Genomic DNA, 21,101 nt, shown 5'->3' on the forward strand with positions numbered 1-21,101 from the left:
CGACTCGCAACTCCGTTTGTGCCGCCAGAGAATTTGAGTAGAAAAGTGCGATTAAGCAGGCAACAAGCCATCCTGCTCGGCGATGGTGGACTGACGCTTTTCTTGGATCAGATACGCGATCCGACCCATCGCGATACCGCGCATAAAGAGAGAAGCTGGCAAAAAGGCCCATGCACAAACCGTCCACACAAGTGTTTGGGGCGACTCGATTGTAAATCCTTGAAATACGCTCGATGTCGATTCCATTACGACTGGTGCTACAAATGGCAGTAAAAAGCCTAAGATAGTGTTAAGGCGCGCATCGCGTGTCAGCCGCTCTACAACATCACGCCCAGCGGTCGGGTCAAACGTTGGCAAATTCACCCATACGTTGAAACTTACCCCACGCGCAGGCCAGTGCCCCATGCGCAAAATGATCATGAAAATCGCCAGCGATACGAGCGAAATCAGATAGCAGAGTCCCGCTGAAACCCGCACCAAATCGACCACGCTCGCGCTTGCATCTGCGGGCAAGGCCAACACGAACAAACGCACCGGACTATACGGGAAGTCCATCGCGTTTCCGATCACTGTACCGACGGCATGGGTGAAGCGCGCGAGAATTGAGGGAGTTTCGAAATCGCCCGCAATCACCGAAACCAACGTCACCATCACGAGCAGGCTCAGGTAACGAATACGGTTAAACGGCGGGGCGTCTCGAAACTCCACGAGGCTCGGGTATACGGAAGCGTATTCAATGGCCGTCAGGAATCCCAAAAAGATTCCCAACAGCGCGACAACCTGACTCGAGTCAGAATGGTGCCCCGGAACAATAATCGATGGCAAAGCTATTAGAAGCGCCACCAGTATTCCGCGCACAACTGCGCCCATTAGTTGCGAAACCACTACCCATCTTCCCCTTGGTTGGCTGAAAACGGTTCTGTTGCCGTTCTCTTATTCCAACAATTTCCCGCCGAATTCGACGGGGTGCCTCATTCCTGCTCGAAGGGTGCCCACTTTCAATTCGTTCTGCAAGTATCTGTTAACTATGGCTAAATATTTAAGGCATTTTCATGTTCAAACTGGTGCGAGATTGCATCATTCAAAAAACAGAGGGCCGCAGATATGCTGCGACCCTCTAGATGTTGTGGAATTTGGTTAGGCTTGGCCTAGTGCTACACCCAAGGGCGTGCGGTCTTGGCGGAGGCTTCGAAAGAATCGATAGACGCTTCTTTTGCCATTGTCAGGCCAATGTCATCCAAGCCCTCAAGTAGGCAGTGCTTTTTGAACGCATCCACTTCGAATGGAACAACCGTTCCGTCTGAAGCAGTGATTTCTTGCGCCTCAAGGTCAACCGTCATGCGCGCATTCGCGCCCTTCTCGGCGTCGTTCATCAACAGGTCAACTTGCTCTTTTGGAAGCACGATCGGCAGGATGCCGTTCTTGAAACAGTTGTTGAAAAAGATGTCGGCGAAGCTTGTCGAGATAACACAGCGAATGCCGAAATCCTTGATCGCCCAAGGAGCGTGCTCGCGCGATGAACCGCAGCCAAAGTTATCGCCTGCGACGATGATCTCAGCGTCACGATATGCGGGCTTGTTAAGCACGAAATCAGGGATCTCGTTGCGGTCGTCATCATAGCGCATCTCGTCAAAGAGATTCACACCCAAACCCGAGCGCTTGATTGTTTTCAAAAACAACTTAGGGATGATCATATCCGTGTCGATATTGATCAATGGCATTGGTGCTGCAACCCCGGTGATATTCGTAAATTTTTCCATTTTCGTCTCCGTAAGTTGGCGCTTAAAGCATTGTGCGAATATCGGTCAGATGACCGGTGATTGCAGCAGCGGCTGCCATTTGCGGGCTCAGCAGGTGTGTTCGGCCACCGCGGCCCTGACGACCTTCGAAGTTACGGTTAGAAGTCGCTGCACAGCGCTCTCCTGGAGAAAGCTGATCTGGGTTCATCGCAAGACACATCGAGCACCCTGCCATGCGCCACTCAAAGCCCGCGTCGATAAAGATTTGCGCAAGGCCTTCTTCTTCGGCTTGGGCACGCACAAGACCAGAACCAGGTACGACCATCGCACGCATTCCGTCGGCGATCTTCTTGCCCTTCAGCACTTCGGCGGCGGCGCGCAAGTCTTCGATACGACCGTTAGTACAGGAGCCGATAAACACAGTATCAATCTTGATATCCGTCAGTTTTTGTCCAGCCTCAAGGCCCATATACTCGATAGCGCGCTTTGCCGCTTCAACTTTGCCGCCTTCAAAGTCGGTCGGGAATGGCACAGTAGACGAGATCGGCAGAACGTCCTCTGGCGATGTTCCCCAAGTCACAACGGGAGCGATATCTTCGCCCTTAATGGTAATGACTTTGTCGAATACAGCGTCGTCGTCACTATACAATGTTTTCCACCATGCCAGTGCTGTTTCCCACTGCGCACCTTTCGGAGCATGAGGACGGCCTTTGACATATTCATATGTTGTTTCGTCAGGCGCGATGAGGCCAGCGCGTGCGCCACCTTCGATTGCCATGTTGCAAACCGTCATACGGCCTTCCATGGAAAGGTTGCGGATCGCTTCGCCGCAATACTCGATCACATAGCCGGTTCCGCCAGCGGTCCCTGTTTCGCCGATGACGGCAAGGGTGATGTCCTTGGCGGTGACGCCTGTGTTCAGCTTACCAGTGATCTCGACCTTCATGTTCTTGGACTTCTTTTGGATCAAAGTCTGCGTCGCAAGAACGTGCTCAACCTCAGAAGTACCGATACCGTGTGCAAGTGCACCAAAGGCGCCGTGCGTCGCGGTGTGGCTATCGCCGCAAACAACTGTCATGCCCGGAAGCGTCCAGCCCTGCTCTGGGCCAACGATGTGAACGATACCTTGGCGAACGTCGGAAACGGGGTAGTAGTGAATCCCGAAATCCTTGGCGTTCTTATCCAACGCATCCACCTGAATGCGGCTCTCTTCGTTGTCGATACCATTCACACGATCCTCTGTTGTTGGGACGTTGTGATCTGGAACAGCGATTGTTTTCTCTGGCGCGCGTACAGTGCGGTTCGCCATGCGCAGACCCTCAAAGGCTTGCGGGCTTGTCACTTCGTGCACAAGATGGCGGTCAATATAAAGCAAGGTTGTGCCGTCTTCGGCCTCATGGGCGACGTGTGCATCCCAGATTTTATCGTAAAGCGTTTTGGCGGACATGGTCCACTCCCGTTCGTTAGGTAAATATGTGGCGTAAGGCTGCAATTGCGCGCACTTGTGGCGCGCCAAACCTATAGGTCGGCGTTGATAGAGAGCTGTTGCCCATAGAACCGCCAAGGCAGAAAGGCATGGTCATCGATATCGTAGATACGCTTCATGCTTTGCCCATATCCCCTTTCGCCGAGTCTCGCAACTACTAGCGAGCGCCATGACGCTGTTTTGAACGCCCGCATCGCGCGAACAACTTGTCTAACCCGCTCCCAACGTGCAAAGTTTCAATTAACAGCCCAGAGGAAACATGGATCAGGAAAACCCGCCGCTCGTTCCCCCATCTGTAAGAGACCAGCTTATGGCCTCTCTAGATACCGTCATGGAGTTCGGCGCATCCTTCCTTGTTCCGGGGTGGCGTCTCTATCAACTGATCATCATCATCGCCCTTTTCGGGCTGGCGGTTATGTGCGATCGCATGACCCATCGCCGCATTCGCATCTGGATGCGCACGTTGCGCGGTCGTCCAAAATGGCAGCTCCGAACACTGGTACTGCTACATCGACGCATACGGCTTATTCTCTTTGTGATCTTCGCATGGATCGTCGTGTTTATCATGCGCGAACTTACTTGGCCGTCGCGAAGTTACTTCCTTGCGAATGTTGCCACGGTTGCTTCGGCTTGGCTGTTTATCATCTTCGCGGTGCGTTTCATCCACAACCGCGCCCTGCGTCGGGCGGTTATGTGGGGCGCATGGATATATGTGACGCTCCACTATATTGGCCAAATAGACGAAACGTCAGCCTTTCTGGATAGCATCGCTGTCGAAGGCGGGGATGTACGGCTCTCGGCCCTGACCATCGTAAAGGCCTGCGTCATCCTAGCTGTGATCTTCTTTATTGTGCGGATCACCACGCGAACGATCGCGACACACATCAACCGAAACGAAGACATATCACCCTCGATGCGGGTTTTGTTTGTCAAAATCGTCCAGATTGTTTTTTACGGAACATCTTTCTTTCTGGGTCTCAAGGCGATTGGGTTTGACCTCACAGGTCTTGCATTCCTGTCTGGTGCGATTGGTGTCGGGCTTGGTTTTGGCTTGCAAAAGGTGGTCTCGAACCTTGTGTCGGGCGTTATCATTCTGCTGGATAAGTCGATCAAACCGGGGGATGTCATATCGCTGGGCGAGACCTTCGGCTGGATCAACGAACTCGGAGCGCGCTATGTGTCCGTTGTTACGCGCGATGGTCGTGAATACCTAATCCCGAACGAAGACCTGATTACGGGACAGGTTGTAAACTGGTCCCATTCGGACTCGTTTGTGCGGCTCGACATCAACTTTGGGACGGCGTATTCCGACGATCCGCATGTGGTTCGCAAAATTGCCATTGAAGCCGCCAAGAGCGTGCGGCGTGTTCTTCGCACTCCGAATGCGCCTGTTTGTCATATCGTGAACTTTGGCGATAGCTCGGTCGATTTTGTGCTCAGATTCTGGATCTCCGACTCAACGGCCGGTCTTACCAATGTTCGCGGAGACGTTTACCTTGCGCTTTGGGATGCCTTCAAAGAGCACGATATTTCCATCCCGTTCCCACAACGAGAAATCAGAATGCTCGGAACATCCGATGACGCCGAATAATTCGCCAAATTTCGCGCATTTAGCCCCGTCACGATTGGCGGTTGCGAATCCTTATTCAAAGGCCTATCACCGCGTGCCTTATCATTGAGGTTTAACACATGCGGTGTTATCCTTGAGAGACTTTGCATCGGAGGGTCCGGTGTAGCAAACGGAGGACAGAATTCTGTCTCACTCATCTGACACTGCCAACGGGGGCGACTCTAAAGTGGCAAAGACTAAATCGGCATCCGATATGGCCGCGAGCCAAAACCTGTTGAGCTTGGTGTTGTCCTCCCTTGAAGACGACAAGGCAGAAGACGTGGTTGTTATCGACCTTGCGGGAAAATCCGAAATGGCGGACCATATGGTTGTCTGTTCTGGACGTTCCTCGCGCCAAGTTGGGGCTATCGCGGAAAAGCTTGCGGATCGGATCAAGAAAGATCTAGGCCGCTTCTCCAAGATCGAGGGCAAAGGCCAAGGCGACTGGATTCTCGTTGATGCTGGCGATGTGATCGTTCACGTATTCCGCCCCGAAGTGCGTGAATTCTATCAGCTTGAGAAAATGTGGCAATCTGGCGTGCCTGGCTCAAGCGATCCAACCTCCCTAACTTAAGAGAAACGGATGCGCGTTCATATATGTGCAGTTGGCCGTTTACGGTCAGGCCCTGAACGCGCCCTTCTCGACGACTATCTCACCCGATTTGAACGCACAGGTCGCGCGCTGAGTCTTGGTCCCGTATCGGTGCATGAGGTCGAAGACAAAAAAGGCCGTGGCTCGGATGCCGAGGCTGAATTGCTTGAACGCGCCCTGCCCGCCAATGCCCATATCGCGATTTTGGATGAGCGCGGCAAGATCATGCCAAGCCCCGAATTTGCCAACACTCTTGCCCGTTGGCGCGATGACGGCCAAAGCGATGTTGCATTCATTATCGGCGGAGCAGACGGCATTGCAAAGTCCCTGCGCGCCAAAGCACACTTCAAACTGTCGTTTGGCGCAATGGTGTGGCCGCATATGCTGGCGCGGGTCATGCTCTCGGAGCAGCTCTATCGCGCGGCGACAATTCTAGCAGGAAGTCCGTATCATCGTGAGTAACCTTGCCCTTCTGCTGGCCGCTGCGTAGAAAAGACTCAAATTCACAAAGCGAGAGACCCATGAGCGCGAAAATGGCTGCGAAAAAACCGATTGTCCTCTGTATTCTTGATGGTTGGGGGCAACGCGACGAAACCGACAACAACGCTCCTGCACTCGCCAATACACCCAACTTTGATCGCTTGATGGCAACCTGCCCAAGCGCAACACTTACGACCTATGGTCCAGATGTCGGCCTCCCGACGGGGCAAATGGGCAACTCTGAAGTTGGGCACACCAATATCGGTGCTGGTCGTGTGGTGCCGATGGACCTCGGGCAAATTGACCTTGCGATTGAAAGCGGCACTTTCGGCACCAACAGGCCGCTCTTGGATTTCATCGACGCACTAAAGGCAAGTGGCGGCACAGCCCATCTTATGGGGGTCGCTTCCGATGGCGGCGTGCATGGACATATAACGCACATCATTGCCGCAGCGCAGATCATCGCAGACGCGGGTGTTCCATGCGTGATCCATGCAATCACAGACGGACGCGACGTTGCACCAAGCTCGGCAGATGCGTTCATCAAAGAGCTAAGCGCTAAAATTCCTGATGGAGTATGCATCGCAACCGTCACGGGCCGCTATTTCGCGCTAGATCGGGACAATCGCTGGGATCGCGTTTCTCAAGCGTATGAGTGCATCATCAACGCAACTGGAGAAGTCGCACCCACCGCAGTTGAGGCCGTTTCTGCAGCGTGGGCACGTGGCGAAACCGATGAATTCATCAAACCCACCGTCATCGCACCCTATGGAGGTGTCAAAGATGGCGACGGCATATTCTGTTTGAATTTCCGTGCAGATCGCGCGCGCGAAATCCTAGCCGCGATTGGTCAGCCTGCGTTTGACGCATTTGAAACCGGTGTGCGCCCCAAGCTCTCTGCATTTCTTGGGATGGTCAGCTATTCAACCCAACACGACACCTATCTAACGGTGTGTTTCCCGAAACAGAACCTCGTGAACACCTTGGGTGAATGGGTATCTAAGCACGGGCTGCGCCAGTTCCGCTTGGCCGAAACGGAAAAATACCCGCACGTCACGTTCTTCCTGAATGGCGGCAAAGAAGAGCCCGAGAAGGGCGAAGATCGTTACATGCCGCTCTCGCCCAAAGTCGCAACATACGATTTGCAACCAGAGATGTCCTCGGTTGAGGTTACGGACAAATTCATTGAGGCGATTGAGGCTCGATATGACCTGATCGTCACGAATTACGCCAACCCCGACATGGTTGGGCATACTGGTGACTTGGACGCCGCCATCAAAGCATGCGAAGCCGTCGATGCGGGGCTTGGGCGAGTGCTTCAGGCGCTAGAGGCGGCAGGCGGCGCGATGATCGTAACGGCGGATCACGGCAATTGCGAAACGATGTTTGACCCCGAGACAAACGGGCCACACACCGCGCACACAACGAATCCGGTTCCGGTGGTGCTTTATGGTGGACCAAATGGGGCCAAGCTCCGCGTGGGTCGCCTCTCTGATTTGGCGCCGACGGTTCTTGATCTCATGGGGCTGGAATGCCCGCCCGAAATGACTGGCGAGACACTCATCCAAAAATGATAGCACGACTCGCCATAGGGTTCGCGATTGCGCTTGGCCTCAGTGCGCCACTTCATGCCGAAGTGGACCCAGCACACGCCGCGCGCCGCGCAGCGCAACAAATCAGCTCGGCAACAATCGCTCTGGACGAGGCAAAAGGCGCGAGTGATCGCGTCGCGGCCCTGACAGGAGCCGTCAAAGCATTCGAAGAGGGCCTAGAAGCGATGCGCGAAGGTCTGCGCCGCGCTACCATTCGTGAACAGGCAATTGCGCTGGAGTTTGACGCCCGCCGCGAGGAGGTGGCGCAACTCCTTGGTGTGCTGCAGTCGATGGAGTCTTCGCCCTCGCCCCTGCTCTTGTTGCATCCGGCGGGGCCGCTGGGAACAGCGCGTTCTGGCATGATCCTCTCGGAAGTTACACCCAGCTTACAGGCACGCGCAGAAGAATTGCGCAAGCAGCTAGAGGAAGTCGCGCTCCTGCGCTCATTGCAAGAAAACGCGGTTCTTTCCCTACAACAGGGATTGTTTGGCGCCCAAGACGCACGAACCGAGCTTTCGCTGGCAATCTCGGACCGAACCGACCTTCCCCGACGCTTCGTTGAGGACCCCGACCGACTGCAATCGCTTCTTAAGGGAAGTGAGACGCTGGAGGCCTTCGCGACTGGGTTGGTTCAGGAAAATGAAGCGTCCCCCGTTTCGATCAAAGACTTCGAAGCGACAAAGGGAACGCTCGACCTACCTGTTCTCGGCCGCATCTTGCGCAAGTTCAACGAAGCGGATGCCTCTGGGATTCGCCGCCCCGGTTTGCTCATCGCCGCCAGCCCGCTTTCGGTGGTAACCACACCTGCAGCGGCAACAATTCGCTACCGCGGGCCGCTACTGGACTACGGGAATGTGATTATCCTTGAACCACAAGCGGGATATCTTCTGGTAATAGCGGGTTTAAGTGAAGTTTACGGCGAAGCCGGTGAAGTGCTTTTGGCAGGAGATCCTGTCGGCCTAATGGGAGGACGCGCGCCCGAAGCGCAAGAGTTTTTGCAGAAAGGCCAGAATGGTAGTAGCACTTCACGTTCGGAAACGCTTTATATAGAGCTAAGACAGGGCACATCCCCCGTGGACCCTGCCCCTTGGTTTGCAGTGACAAAGGAATAGGACAAAATGAAGAGATTCTTTATAGCAGCGGCCAGCGGCGCGCTATTGGCCGCACTAGTGACGACCCAGTTTGCCGCACCCCTTTTGGCACAAGAAAGCAAATCCAAATCTTCGGTTTATGAACAACTCGATATTTTCGGCGCAGCATTCGAACGCATCCGCGCACAATACGTCGAAGAAGCAGACGAAGCAGAACTGATCGAAGCAGCAATCAACGGAATGCTGACGTCGCTCGACCCACACTCAAGCTACCTACCGCCAGCCGATTTTGACGATATGCGCGAGCAAACACGCGGAGAGTTCGGCGGACTAGGCATCGAAGTGACCCAAGAAGAGGGCTTCGTCAAAGTTGTCTCGCCAATCGACGACACACCGGCATTCGAAGCGGGCGTCGAAGCTGGTGATTTTATTACGCACGTCGATGGCGTTAGCGTTCTTGGCCTCACACTCGACGAAGCAGTCGAAACAATGCGTGGCGAAGTTGGCAGCGAGATCATCATCACAATCGTGCGCGAAGGCGAGCCAGAGCCATTCGATGTATCGATCATTCGTGACGTTATTAAACTGACGGCTGTTCGTGCCCGCACAGAGGGTAAAACGGTTGTTCTACGGATCACGACTTTTAACGATCAAACCTTCCCGAACCTGAAAGAGGGGATCGAGGAGCAAGTCGAAGAAGCCGGCGGTATGGACGCGGTAGATGGTTTTGTTGTTGATCTTCGGAACAATCCAGGCGGGCTTCTGACCCAAGCGATCCGTGTTTCAGATGCATTCCTTGAAGCCGGTGAAATCGTTTCAACTCGCGGGCGCAACCCAGAGGACGGCGAGCGCTTTAATGCGACTGCTGGTGACCTGACAGGCGGAAAACCAGTTGTGGTCCTTATCAACGGTGGCTCTGCTTCGGCGTCTGAAATTGTCGCGGGTGCGCTTCAGGATCATCGTCGTGCAGTCGTTGTGGGAACCAAGAGCTTCGGCAAAGGTTCCGTTCAAACGATCATGCCGCTTAAGGGCGATGGCGCGATGCGCTTGACGACTGCTCGCTACTACACGCCATCTGGCCGTTCTATTCAGGCGCTCGGTGTTTCTCCGGATATCGTGGTTGAACAACCACGCCGCGACCCAACAGTTGACGAAGAGGAAGAAAGCAGCGCAGCGCGCAGCCGCTCCGAAGCCGACCTGCGCGGCAGCCTCGACAATGACTCGATGACAGAAGACGAACGTCGAGTTCTTGAAGAAGAGCAAAAGCAAGCCGAAGAGGCCGCAAAACTACGCGATGAGGATTATCAACTCTCGTATGCGATTGATATTCTGCACGGCATGGCCGCACTAAACGGCGACAAGTAAATATTAACGATGGGGGCATGCTGTTTGGCTGCCCCCATTTTTTTGTGAAAGTACACCATGACAGAAGCTGCTTCCGATACGCGCCCTTATCGCCCATGTGTTGGCGTGATGCTCGTCAACAAGGACGGGTTGATTTTTGCCGGACAGCGCAATGATTTTGCCAAGAACGAGCAGCCAGCATGGCAGATGCCGCAGGGTGGCGTAGACGACGGCGAAACACCGCAAGAGGCCGTCCTGCGCGAGCTGTGGGAAGAAACGGGTGTGCCCGCCGAGCTTGTGTCAATTGAAGCAGAATCACAGGATTGGTTGGCCTACGATTTGCCGCTTGAAATCTCCAAGCGTCTTTGGAAGGGCCGTTATCGAGGTCAGAAACAGCGCTGGTTCCTAATGCGCTTTAATGGCTCCGACGCAGACATCAACATCCAGACCGAGCACCCCGAATTCAGCGAATGGCGTTGGATGAATGTTGAGGAATTGCTCGCGTCGATCGTGCCATTCAAGCGCGCGCTCTATGACCAAGTCATGGAAGAATTTGCCGACAAACTTTAACGCGATACGAATCACCAACTCTATTTTCTCTAGAATCACGGCCCGTTTCACGGTTCGGACACGGACTCGACTTAATTTTATTTGCTGCGGCGCGATTTCGTCTCAAGCTACTGTTAAACTTAAGAAACTTCGGATTCACCAGAAAAATAAGGGGATTCTATGCAAATTGCTCGGCGTATGCGTCGACACAACCTCAGGTTGCCAAATTAACAACGCACAATTGCCACATTTCAGACGCATGTGCGCCCACATTCGGACATTTCTATGTCGGACATTCAACCTATAGTAGTTAATTGTGGCTGTGTTCTTAGTGTTCAAATCAAACAACTAAAGGATAGAAAATATGACAAACTTCGTTGAAAAAGCCCGCAATGGTCGCCTTAACGCTCTCAGCAGACAAACAAACGGCTGTGAAGTTCACGCGTTTACGCCGCGCACTCGGTCACAACATGGACACACTCAGGTCTTATTTAGCTCCAGCCGTCGCCGCCAAGGCTTCGACACAATTTAGACTTAATTGGAGATAAAAAGGTCTGAACGAGCAATTGGGAAGTGCGGACCATCGGAGGCAGGTGCAAGCTGCCACGACCGCCCTTCCAAATTTAAGCGCTCAACCACCAGCGCACGTAATGGCCCCTCGCGGGCCATTCTTGATTCTAGCGACCGACACTGCACAAGTTGATCGCAAATTTTATCTGCCTGCAAACAGATATATTCCCACTTCGACGCCCTAAAATTAACGACGCGTTAACCATTCGTACGCCACAATCAATACGCGTGTTCGCAATGATTTGTGGACGCAAAGCCATTGGCACGATTAGGTTAATGTATGCGGTGTCTTGTTTTTTAGTATTTTCGCGCCGTCGATGGATAATGGTTTTGTATTAGCGAGATAATAAAGGCGAAGCTTATGATCACTCCTGTTCTTCTGTGCGGCGGCTCTGGAACTCGGTTGTGGCCACTTTCGCGCAAGAGCTACCCCAAGCAATTCGTTCCGCTTATAGGTGAAACAACTTTATTTCAGGCCTCCGCCGAGCGGCTCTCTGGTGCGGACTACAAGCCACCGCTTATCCTGACGAATTCGGATTTTCGCTTCATCGTCACCGAGCAACTTGCCGAAATCGGGATGGACCCGAGCGCGATCCTCATTGAACCTGACGGACGCAATACTGCGCCAGCCGTCCTTGCCGCTGCAATCTGGCTTGCAAAAACGGACCCTGACGGATTGATGCTCGTCGCCCCGTCCGATCACGTTGTTCCCAATGCGGAGGCATTTCGGCAAGCGGTTCAGGCTGGAACCGAAGCTGCCCGAAATGGTCAGCTCGTGACCTTTGGCATCAAGCCGACGCATGGGGAAACGGGATATGGATATCTTGAACTGGCCGAATGCCCCGGTGATTGCAGTGCCCGCCCGATGCGCCTATCGCGGTTTGTAGAAAAGCCAGACGCAGAGCGCGCGAACGAGATGGTGAAAGCAGGCAATTTCCTGTGGAACGCAGGAATTTTTCTATTCTCGGTCAAAACGATTATCGAAGCCTTCAAATCGCACGCACCCAATCTTGTTTCACCTGTCGAAGCTGCTGTCGAACAGGGCAAGCCCGATCTCGGGTTCCTGCGCCTAGATCCGGTCAGCTGGAACCAGCTTGAAGACATCTCGATTGACTACGCCATTATGGAGCGTGCTGAGAATCTGACCGTGGTACCTTATTCCGAAGGATGGTCAGATCTCGGAGGATGGGACGCTGTATGGCGCGAAACTGCCCGCGATGAAAACGGCGTCGCCACGACGGGCCATGCAACCTCGTTAGACTGTGAGAACACGTTGCTTCGCTCTGAGGATGAAACGCTGGAGGTTGTCGGAATTGGCCTCAAGAATATCATCACCGTCGCCATGCCCGATGCCGTATTGGTGGCAGATGCAAGTCGCGCACAGGATGTGAAATTGGCGGTGAGCGCCCTTAAGCAGAAGAAAGCACACCAAGCCACCGCTTTCCCCAAAGATCACCGCCCATGGGGTTGGTTCGAGAGCCTCGTGATCGGTGAGCGTTTTCAAGTGAAGCGCATCGTGGTCCATCCGGGCGCCGCGCTGTCCCTTCAGAGCCACCACCACCGCGCCGAACATTGGATCGTGGTCACGGGCACCGCGAAGGTTACAATTGACGAAGAGGTCAAACTCGTAAGCGAGAACGAGTCGGTCTACATCCCCCTTGGCGCCGTTCACAGGATGGAAAATCCGGGGAAGGTTCCAATGGTCCTTATCGAGGTCCAAACTGGCGCCTACTTGGGCGAAGATGACATCGTGCGATACGAAGATGTGTACGCGCGGTCGTGAACTTCCTCTGTAATTCATAGTAATCAGGCGTATGCGCAAACTCTTTGATCGTCTCAGGAAACAAGTTGAATTCACCGCTCCGATTAAAGTGGATGAGCCTTGCGTCCTCGTCGGAGATATTCATGGGCGCTTTGATTTACTGGTAAAACTGTTGAAAAGGATCGAAGAAGAACCAAGGGCCAAGCTCGTTTTTCTTGGCGACTATATTGATCGCGGCAGCCAATCCGCCGAAGTGCTGGAACTCCTGCACGACCTCTGCCGTGCACACACGGCACTTTGCCTGATGGGAAATCACGAACGCATGATGCTCGATTTCCTCGACAACCCTATCGAGAACGCGCATCGGTGGCTCAAGTTTGGTGGAATGGAAACGCTTGCGAGCTTCGGCATTCATCCCACCGCGAACACCCCAACCGCTCTAGAGGCTCAAACCATCTGCCGAGACCTTCGCGTCGCGATCACCCCCAAAGCCGAGCAATGGCTGCGCGCCCTGCCCCTCACGTATTCCACTGGTAATCTCGCGTGCGTCCATGCAGCAGCGGACCCGAGACTGCCGATCACCGAACAGGCCCCTGCGACTCTCCTTTGGGGGCATCCGGAATTTAGAAAGCGTGCGCGCACGGATGGAATTTGGATCGCTCACGGGCATACCGTTGTTGACGTCCCCCAAGCTCAAGATGGCCGAATATCCATCGACACTGGTGCTTATATCACGGGTGTTTTGACGGCGGCCCGCATCGACCCTTCGTCGCAGGTTCGTTTTATTCAAGTCCGCTAGGGTACCACCGCGATCACAACGACATTTCGCACACAATCCCAGCAGCAATGTCATGGATGAGCGTATATTTCTTTGGTTTGAAATCAAAATCATGTGCTACGTTAAAGAAAATTACATTTTCCAGATTGCACTCACAAGGAAAGCCAATGCCTTCAAAGTTCTTCAAACCAAGCATATTATCCTACCTATGCCTCCTCGGCGCGGCCTTTCCTGCATCGGCGCAAAACACCCAGCCGGGCATTTTTGATGAGAACGGCTTTCTCGACGCCCCGCAACCCGACATCGTGATGCAAATTCGGTATGGCGCGCAGGTACAGTCACCCTATTTCGGTTCGGACGATTTGGAAGTCGGACCCGATATCGGCTTTCGGTTCGACTATGTGCGCTTCCCAGGTGGGTTTGAGTATGGCTCGGGTCAATCCGTTGGCTTCAGACGCGGTTGGGGCTTGCGCGGATCCATACGGTACATTGGCGAGCGCAGCTCAGAGGACTACTCCGAACTGACCGGACTAGATACCATTGATCGCACCTTCGAATTTGGCTTGGGTATTGGCTATGAACAGGAAACGTACCGCGCGTTTGCCGATGTTCGCTATGGCTTTTTCGGGCACGAATCCTTTGTCGCGGAACTTGGCGCTGACCTAATCACAACGCCGGCCAAAGACTGGACCCTAACCTTCGGTCCACGAATTCTGGTTGGTAGCGACAAATACATGGACACATATTTCGGAATCACTCCAGACGAAGCTGCCGCAAGCAACTACTCTGAGTACGATGCGGGCGCTGGCCTTGCCGAAGTCGGCTTGGAACTCACGGCACGCTATCAACTCGATGAGCTTTGGGGCTTTGAAGCGATTGTTGCTTGGAGCAAATTCGTTGGCGACGCCGCAGATTCTCCAATCGTCTATGGTGGCTCAGACGAAAACCTGAAAATCGAAATTGGTGTAACACGCCGCATTGGCATCGATTTCTAGAAAACTCGCTCAGAAAGCAGATTTAGTTGGCATCCCTGTGCGCTACTTACTCGCGGGGAAGCCAATCAAACAGCGCCGCCGACCAAAGAAAACCGCATACTTTCCATCACTTATCCGAAAAAGCAGCAAGCAAGACGCGCTATACACACCGCTAACGGGCGACTGCACACACTTCTGATCATTGATGGAATGAAAAAAGTGGTGAGCCGTGATGGATTCGAACCATCGACCTACTGATTAAAAGTCAGTTGCTCTACCAACTGAGCTAACGGCCCACACTTTGTGGCGCTTCTCTAAGTTTGTCTCACGGTGGGGTCAAGCATCTTTTTACACTTTTCTCGCGGATTGCTGGTAAATCTTTTTCCTGAGAGCTATATCGCCCATATGACAAAGGCTTTTCCAATGGATTCTCTCCCTTTCATGAAAATGCACGGGTTGGGAAATGATTTCGTGGTTATCGATTCTCGAGGGCGCGCACCTGTTGTGACGCCCGAATTGGCGCGTGCGGTGGGGAATCGGCACCTTGGGGTGGGCTTTGATCAGCTTGCAGAGATTCTAAGTAGCGACGATTCTACGGTTGAGTTGGTATTTTACAATGCGGACGGCTCTACGGCTGGGGCGTGTGGAAATGCGACTCGTTGTATTGCACGGCATTTGATGAGCGAATCCGGCGCGTCCGAGGTCACATTGCGCACCGAGCGCGGCATCCTGATTGGTCAGGACGCAGGGAATGGACGTACACGTATCAACATGGGGCCACCGATTCTGGAGTGGCAGAACGTACCGCTTGCCCATGAGGTGGATATGCTTCGCCTTCCGATCGAAGGAACACCCGTAGCCACAGGCATGGGCAATCCGCACTGCACCTTTATTGTAGAAGATGCCGAGGCCGTCGATCTTGAGACACTTGGTCCGAAATTCGAGCATCACCCGCTTTTCCCGGAACGGACCAACGTTCAATTCATTTCCCTCCTGTCGACAGATCGTATTCGGATGCGCGTTTGGGAGCGTGGTGTGGGCGTCACCATGGCGTCGGGCTCTAGCAGTTGTGCGAGTGCGGTAGCGGCCGCGCGCCGTGGCATTACGGGACGGCGTGTGGATGTAGTACTTGATGGTGGCGAGCTTCAGATAGATTGGCGCGAAGACGGCGTCTGGATGACAGGTGAAACAATGCACGCTTTTGACGCCACGCTAAGTCGCGCTTTTCTGGAAACTGTCCGATGAGCCGCCCGAATTTCATTCCTCCAAAGTTCACGACACTTGGTTGTCGGCTGAATGCCTATGAAACCGAAGCGATGAAGGAGCTTTCGGAAGCTGCGGGTGTTCAAAACGCAGTGGTGGTGAACACCTGTGCCGTGACCGCCGAGGCAGTGCGCAAAGCGCGTCAGGAAATCCGCAAACTGCGCCGCGAGAACCCAGATGCGAAACTGATTGTGACAGGTTGCGCCGCGCAAACAGAGCCAGAGACCTTCTCGAGCATGTCCGAGGTGGATATCGTCATCGGCAACACCGAAAAAATGCAGCCCAAAACATGGCAGGACATGGGGCCGGACTTTATCGGCAAGACCGAGGCCGTTCAGGTGGACGACATTATGGCCGTCACCGAAACCGCAGGCCATTTGATCGACGGTTTTGGCACTCGTAGCCGTGCGTATGTACAGGTTCAGAATGGCTGCGATCACCGCTGTACGTTCTGCATCATTCCCTATGGTCGCGGCAATTCGCGTTCCGTTCCGGCGGGTGTGGTTGTCGATCAGATCAAGCGCCTTGTGCAGAAGGGCTATAACGAAGTTGTCCTGACGGGCGTTGACCTCACCAGTTGGGGCGCGGATCTTCCTGCTACGCCCAAGCTTGGCGATTTGGTGATGCGGATTTTGAAGCTGGTTCCCGATTTGCCGCGCCTTCGGATTAGCTCGATTGATTCGATCGAAGTGGACGAGAACCTGATGCAGGCCATCGCGACCGAACCGCGCTTGATGCCGCATCTACATCTGTCGCTTCAGGCTGGGGACAATATGATTCTCAAACGGATGAAGCGCCGCCACCTTCGGGATGACGCCATCGCGTTTTGTAACGAGGCCACGCGACTTCGCCCTGACATGACGTTTGGCGCCGACATCATCGCTGGCTTCCCGACTGAAACCGAAGCCATGTTTGAAAATTCTCTGAAGTTGGTTGAGGAATGCAATCTGACTTGGCTCCATGTCTTCCCATACTCCGCAAGAGAGGGCACGCCCGCTGCGCGTATGCCCGCAGTTGACGGCAAAGCAATCAAATCCCGCGCTGCCCGGCTGCGCGCGGCAGGAGATAAACAAGTTGCCGCGCATCTTGCCGCGCAGGTCGGACGTACGCATGAAGTTTTGCTTGAGAACCCACACATGGGCCGCACAGAGCAATTCACCGAAGTAAGCTTTGACGCCCCTCAACCCGAGGGCCAAATCGTGAAGGCACGTATTCTCGGGGTATCGGGCAATCAGTTGGTGGCATAATCGCCCGTTTTTCGCGTGGCCCTCACGATTGATTTTTGCCAGTATGCGCCCATGACAAATATCCTTTATTCGTTTCGTCGCTGCCCCTATGCGATGCGAGCACGCCTTGCACTTGCTTCGGCAAATATACCTTGTGAGTTGCGCGAGATTCTCTTGCGTGACAAACCACAGGAAATGCTTGATGCCTCTCCCAAGGGGACGGTTCCCGTAATGATAACGCCCAACGGCGTTGTTGATGAATCACTCGACATCATGTTGTGGGCGCTGGAGCAAAACGATCCCGAAGATTGGCTAGCGGGTAAGTCAGACGCACTTGACCTGATCAACGAGTGTGACGGCCAATTCAAAACCGCACTAGACCGATACAAATATTCGACCCGCTACGAAGGCGCGGATCGCGAAACCGAGCGTGAAAAGGCGTCGGTTTTCCTGCGCAAGCTCAATGACCGTCTGGCCGACACTCCCTATTTACTTGGCGAGCAGGCCACGCTGGCGGATATGGGAACCATTACATTTGTGCGTCAGTTCGCGAATGTGGACCGCGCTTGGTTTGACGGCGAGTCATGGCCGCATCTCTTGCGCTGGCTCGAAGCATTCCTCGACTCGTCGCGTTTTGCGCATATCATGGTGAAACATCCCGTCTGGAAATCAGGGACAGACGGGGTTGCATTTCCCTAAATCACAAGAGGCCCAGCATGCATCCAAACCCTTCTTTTCGCACCGCGACACGCGAACAAAACATCGCCTTTGCCCGCGAACGTGGTTTTGGGACCTTGGCCGTGAATGGCGCAGATGGCCCATTGCTTTCGCATGTGCCCTTTGTGGTATCACAGGACGAAATGACGCTGGAAATGCATCTGGTGCGGTCCAACCCGATCGCGCGGGCCTTGGCGACACCGCTTGATGCGGTCATTTCAATTCAGGGGCCAGACAGCTATATTTCCCCCGATTGGTACGAAATCAATAATCAGGTTCCGACTTGGAATTATATCGCGGTCCACATTCGCGGACGGCTTGAGCAACTAGCGTCCGAGGCCCTGCGCCCGCATCTGGATGCACTATCTTTGGCCAACGAGACAAAGCTCCTTCCCAAAGTGCCGTGGACCGCTGACAAAATGGACCAAGAGCCGCTAGAGCGGATGATGCGAATGATTGTTCCCTGCCGCATGACAATCGAAACCGTCGACGGCACATGGAAACTAGGCCAGAATAAGCCAACCGAGCCACGCAGTTCCGCAGCAGCCCAAGTTACGCGCAACACGCTTGGACATGAAACTGCGAAGCTTGCGGCACTGATGAATGACGTAACGACCGAGCCATAGAGGAAATATCATGGAACTGTTTTTTAGCCCTACATCTCCTTATGTGCGCAAAGTCATGGTTTTGCTGCACGAAACAAACCAGATTGATGACGTCACCCTGACCACGGCATCGGGCACTCCTCTCGCACTTGCCAAAGGATTGGCCACCCATAACCCGCTGAGTAAGGTTCCCGCACTCATTCGCCCCGATGGGCCCGCGCTCTATGATAGCCGCGTTATTTGCCAGTATCTGGATGATCGCGCTGAAAGCGGCCTTTATGGCGAGGGAGAATCACGCTGGGAAAACTTAACGCTTGAGGCAACGGCAGACGGGATTTTGGATGCAGCACTCCTCATGACATATGAAACGCGTCTACGTCCGGTCGATAAACAGTTTAATGATTACATCGACGCCCAATGGCACAAAATCGAGAATGCCACCATCGCAGTCGAGGACCGCTGGATGGCCCATTTGGCAGGAGCACTTTCGATGGGGCAAATCGCCCTTGCATGCGCGCTAGCATATGTTGATTTCCGACATGGAGAGCGAAACTGGCGTCAATCTGCACCGCAATTGGACGATTGGTACGCGGGATTCGGAGAACGTGACGCAATGAAATCAACGATTCCCCCTAAATAAGTATAATTTTCGCGGCGAAAACCCCACATTCCCCCTTTATCTCGCGATCTGCGCCAGATTGACCGCTAGACGTGGGCGGATAGGGGCGCTAAACACCGCGTTAAGCCTCCCGTGCGCGCGTGCGGGTGACGATCGTTTCTGGCCATATGGCTAAAGAATGGAGAGATACTCGTGTCCCACGCAGAAGATCACGAAGGCACACGCCGGGATTTCCTGTACTATGCGACAGCTGGTACGGCAACAGTAGCAGCTGGTGCCGCCGTCTGGCCGCTGGTCAATCAAATGAACCCCAGCGCTGATGTCCAAGCCCTTGCGTCAATTCGTGTTGACGTTTCAGAAGTTGAAACGGGCACACAGCTTACAGTTAAATGGCGCGGCAAGCCCGTGTTCATTCGCCGCCGCACCGAACAGGAAATCGAAGAAGGGCGCGCAGTGCCTCTTTCAGATTTGCCCGACACGGATGCGCGCAACGCGAACACGCCTGGTGAAGCAACAGATGAAAACCGTACCCTCGATGAAGCTGGCGAATGGCTGGTGATGATGGGCGTATGTACGCACCTTGGTTGTGTACCGCTCGGCGACGGTGCTGGCGACTTTGATGGCTGGTTCTGCCCATGCCACGGTAGCCACTATGATACGGCTGGCCGTATCCGCAAAGGTCCCGCCCCTGAGAACCTTCCAGTTCCAGTAGCCGCCTTTGATGACGAAACAACAATTGTACTCGGATAGGGAGAACGTAATGTCAGGAATTCCGCACGATCATTACGAGCCCAAGTCGGGCTTGGGTAAATGGGTTCACGAGCGTCTGCCCGTTGTTGGTCTTGTCTATGACACGATCATGATCCCGACACCGAAGAACCTTAACTGGATGTGGATCTGGGGCATCGTCCTTGCATTCTGTCTTGTTCTACAAATCGTAACGGGTGTTATCCTCGCGATGCACTATACGCCGCATGTTGACCTCGCGTTTGCATCGGTTGAGCACATCATGCGTAACGTAAATGGCGGTCATATGATCCGTTATCTACACGCAAACGGCGCTTCGTTGTTCTTTATTGCTGTGTATTTGCACATCTTCCGCGGCCTCTACTACGGTTCATACAAATCCCCTCGCGAGATCACATGGATCATCGGTATGCTCATCTATCTCTTGATGATGGCAACTGGTTTCCTTGGCTATGTTCTTCCTTGGGGGCAGATGTCCTTCTGGGGTGCGACAGTTATTACCGGCCTATTCGGCGCGATTCCATTCATTGGCGAAGGCCTTCAGACATGGCTCCTCGGCGGACCTGCGGTTGATAACGCTACGCTAAACCGCTTCTTCTCGTTGCACTTCTTGCTGCCGTTCGTGATTGCCGGTCTTGTGATCGTTCACATCTGGGCTTTCCACACAACGGGTAACAACAACCCGACAGGTGTAGAAGTTCGTCGCGGTTCCAAGAAAGAAGCCGAAGCAGATACGCTTCCGTTCTGGCCCTACTTCGTGATCAAAGACTTCTTTGCTCTTGCGGTTGTGCTTGTGGTGTTCTTTGCGGTGGTTGGCTTCATGCCCAACTATCTTGGCCACCCTGACAACTATATCGAAGCGAACGCACTTGCCACACCTGCGCACATCGTGCCTGAGTGGTACTACCTGCCGTTCTACGCGATCCTGCGTGCCTTTACTGCGGATGTTTGGGCGGTTCAGTTCGCTTCCTTCATCACTGGCGGCATCGTTGACGCGAAGTTCTTTGGTGTGGTTGCAATGTTCGGCGCGATCTTCGCAATGGCGCTTGCTCCTTGGCTCGACACTTCCAGCGTTCGCTCCGGTAAATATCGCCCGATGTTCAAGTGGTGGTTTGCCCTGCTTGCAGTGGACTTCATGGTCCTTATGTGGGTTGGCGCGATGCCAGCAGAGCCTCCGTATTCGACAATCTCCTTGATCGGTGCCACCTACTGGTTCGCATACTTCTTCATCATCCTGCCTCTCTTGGGCGTGATCGAGAAGCCAACGGCCCAGCCTGAAACCATCGAAGAAGATTTCAACGCCCACTACCCCAAGGATGCTAAAGACGCATCCGCGGCGAAGTGAGAAAGGATCAGAG

20 protein-coding genes and 1 tRNA gene are annotated in these 21,101 nt (G+C 54.0%); 17 read left to right on the forward strand and 4 right to left on the reverse strand.

The genetic code is table 11. From position 1 onward, the window contains the following. Nucleotides 1-51: 51 nt before the first annotated feature. The 3 genes from ACFE33_RS14650 to leuC form a co-directional block, all read right to left on the reverse strand. Nucleotides 52-885 (reverse strand): hypothetical protein, encoded by an 834-nt coding sequence (locus tag ACFE33_RS14650; RefSeq protein ID WP_380054941.1) that lies wholly within the window; start codon nt 883-885, stop codon nt 52-54. Nucleotides 886-1,154: 269 nt separating this feature from the next. Further along, nucleotides 1,155-1,760, reverse strand: a complete 606-nt coding sequence (leuD, locus tag ACFE33_RS14655; protein ID WP_380054944.1) for a 3-isopropylmalate dehydratase small subunit — start codon at nt 1,758-1,760, stop codon at nt 1,155-1,157. 22 nt (nt 1,761-1,782) lie between these two features. Further along, the gene (gene leuC, locus ACFE33_RS14660) at nt 1,783-3,186 is read right to left on the reverse strand and encodes a 3-isopropylmalate dehydratase large subunit (protein ID WP_380054947.1); all 1,404 of its coding nucleotides are present in this window, start codon (nt 3,184-3,186) and stop codon (nt 1,783-1,785) included. Between the two features lie 349 nt (nt 3,187-3,535). Between leuC and ACFE33_RS14665 the strand changes: the two genes are divergently transcribed. The 10 genes from ACFE33_RS14665 (at nt 3,536) to ACFE33_RS14710 (ending at nt 14,587) form a co-directional block, all read left to right on the forward strand. Further along, on the forward strand, nt 3,536-4,816 hold the full coding sequence (locus ACFE33_RS14665) for a mechanosensitive ion channel family protein (RefSeq protein WP_380054949.1): 1,281 nt from the start codon (nt 3,536-3,538) through the stop codon (nt 4,814-4,816). Between the two features lie 232 nt (nt 4,817-5,048). After that, nucleotides 5,049-5,408, forward strand: coding sequence for a ribosome silencing factor (gene rsfS, locus ACFE33_RS14670; protein WP_380058744.1), 360 nt, complete (start codon nt 5,049-5,051; stop codon nt 5,406-5,408). Between the two features lie 9 nt (nt 5,409-5,417). Further along, nucleotides 5,418-5,888, forward strand: a complete 471-nt coding sequence (gene rlmH / locus ACFE33_RS14675; RefSeq protein ID WP_380054952.1) for a 23S rRNA (pseudouridine(1915)-N(3))-methyltransferase RlmH — start codon at nt 5,418-5,420, stop codon at nt 5,886-5,888. A 71-nt stretch (nt 5,889-5,959) separates the two neighbouring features. Continuing rightward, nucleotides 5,960-7,480 carry a 2,3-bisphosphoglycerate-independent phosphoglycerate mutase gene (gene gpmI, locus ACFE33_RS14680; protein ID WP_380058746.1) on the forward strand — a complete coding sequence of 507 codons (1,521 nt, stop codon included), beginning with the start codon at nt 5,960-5,962 and terminating at the stop codon, nt 7,478-7,480. Then, complete coding sequence (locus tag ACFE33_RS14685; protein ID WP_380054954.1) at nt 7,477-8,610, forward strand: murein hydrolase activator EnvC family protein; 1,134 nt, start codon at nt 7,477-7,479, stop codon at nt 8,608-8,610. The genes gpmI and ACFE33_RS14685 overlap by 4 nt, the downstream gene beginning before the upstream one ends. A 6-nt stretch (nt 8,611-8,616) precedes the next feature. After that, nucleotides 8,617-9,954 (forward strand): S41 family peptidase, encoded by a 1,338-nt coding sequence (locus ACFE33_RS14690; protein ID WP_380054957.1) that lies wholly within the window; start codon nt 8,617-8,619, stop codon nt 9,952-9,954. Between the two features lie 57 nt (nt 9,955-10,011). Continuing rightward, entirely contained in the window at nt 10,012-10,503 is a 492-nt protein-coding gene (locus ACFE33_RS14695) for an RNA pyrophosphohydrolase (RefSeq protein ID WP_380054960.1), read from the forward strand. Between the two features lie 910 nt (nt 10,504-11,413). Continuing rightward, nucleotides 11,414-12,835, forward strand: a complete 1,422-nt coding sequence (locus tag ACFE33_RS14700; protein WP_380054963.1) for a mannose-1-phosphate guanylyltransferase/mannose-6-phosphate isomerase — start codon at nt 11,414-11,416, stop codon at nt 12,833-12,835. A gap of 31 nt (nt 12,836-12,866) precedes the next feature. After that, complete coding sequence (locus ACFE33_RS14705; protein WP_380054966.1) at nt 12,867-13,613, forward strand: metallophosphoesterase family protein; 747 nt, start codon at nt 12,867-12,869, stop codon at nt 13,611-13,613. Between the two features lie 146 nt (nt 13,614-13,759). Then, nucleotides 13,760-14,587: a MipA/OmpV family protein gene (locus ACFE33_RS14710; RefSeq protein ID WP_380054969.1), complete on the forward strand. Its 828-nt coding sequence runs from the start codon at nt 13,760-13,762 to the stop codon at nt 14,585-14,587. A gap of 199 nt (nt 14,588-14,786) precedes the next feature. Here ACFE33_RS14710 and ACFE33_RS14715 read toward each other — a convergent pair. Beyond that, nucleotides 14,787-14,862, reverse strand: a tRNA-Lys gene (locus ACFE33_RS14715). Between the two features lie 127 nt (nt 14,863-14,989). Here ACFE33_RS14715 and dapF point away from each other — a divergent pair. The 7 genes from dapF to petB all read left to right on the forward strand — a co-directional run bounded on the left by dapF (nt 14,990) and on the right by petB (nt 21,088). Then, nucleotides 14,990-15,811 (forward strand): diaminopimelate epimerase, encoded by an 822-nt coding sequence (gene dapF / locus ACFE33_RS14720; RefSeq protein WP_380054972.1) that lies wholly within the window; start codon nt 14,990-14,992, stop codon nt 15,809-15,811. Continuing rightward, nucleotides 15,808-17,076 (forward strand): tRNA (N(6)-L-threonylcarbamoyladenosine(37)-C(2))-methylthiotransferase MtaB, encoded by a 1,269-nt coding sequence (mtaB, locus tag ACFE33_RS14725; RefSeq protein ID WP_380054975.1) that lies wholly within the window; start codon nt 15,808-15,810, stop codon nt 17,074-17,076. Before dapF ends, mtaB begins: the two co-directional genes overlap by 4 nt. 51 nt (nt 17,077-17,127) lie before the next feature. Further along, nucleotides 17,128-17,754 (forward strand): glutathione S-transferase, encoded by a 627-nt coding sequence (locus tag ACFE33_RS14730; protein ID WP_380054978.1) that lies wholly within the window; start codon nt 17,128-17,130, stop codon nt 17,752-17,754. A 17-nt stretch (nt 17,755-17,771) separates the two neighbouring features. Continuing rightward, complete coding sequence (locus ACFE33_RS14735; RefSeq protein ID WP_380054980.1) at nt 17,772-18,398, forward strand: FMN-binding negative transcriptional regulator; 627 nt, start codon at nt 17,772-17,774, stop codon at nt 18,396-18,398. 10 nt (nt 18,399-18,408) lie between these two features. After that, entirely contained in the window at nt 18,409-19,017 is a 609-nt protein-coding gene (locus ACFE33_RS14740; protein WP_380054983.1) for a glutathione S-transferase, read from the forward strand. Between the two features lie 171 nt (nt 19,018-19,188). Beyond that, entirely contained in the window at nt 19,189-19,746 is a 558-nt protein-coding gene (gene petA, locus ACFE33_RS14745; protein WP_380054986.1) for a ubiquinol-cytochrome c reductase iron-sulfur subunit, read from the forward strand. A gap of 10 nt (nt 19,747-19,756) precedes the next feature. Beyond that, nucleotides 19,757-21,088: a cytochrome b gene (gene petB / locus ACFE33_RS14750; RefSeq protein WP_380054989.1), complete on the forward strand. Its 1,332-nt coding sequence runs from the start codon at nt 19,757-19,759 to the stop codon at nt 21,086-21,088. Nucleotides 21,089-21,101 lie beyond the last annotated feature (13 nt).

Origin of the sequence: Falsihalocynthiibacter sp. SS001, from assembly GCF_042445055.1 — a bacterium.
Lineage (GTDB): Bacteria > Pseudomonadota > Alphaproteobacteria > Rhodobacterales > Rhodobacteraceae > Falsihalocynthiibacter.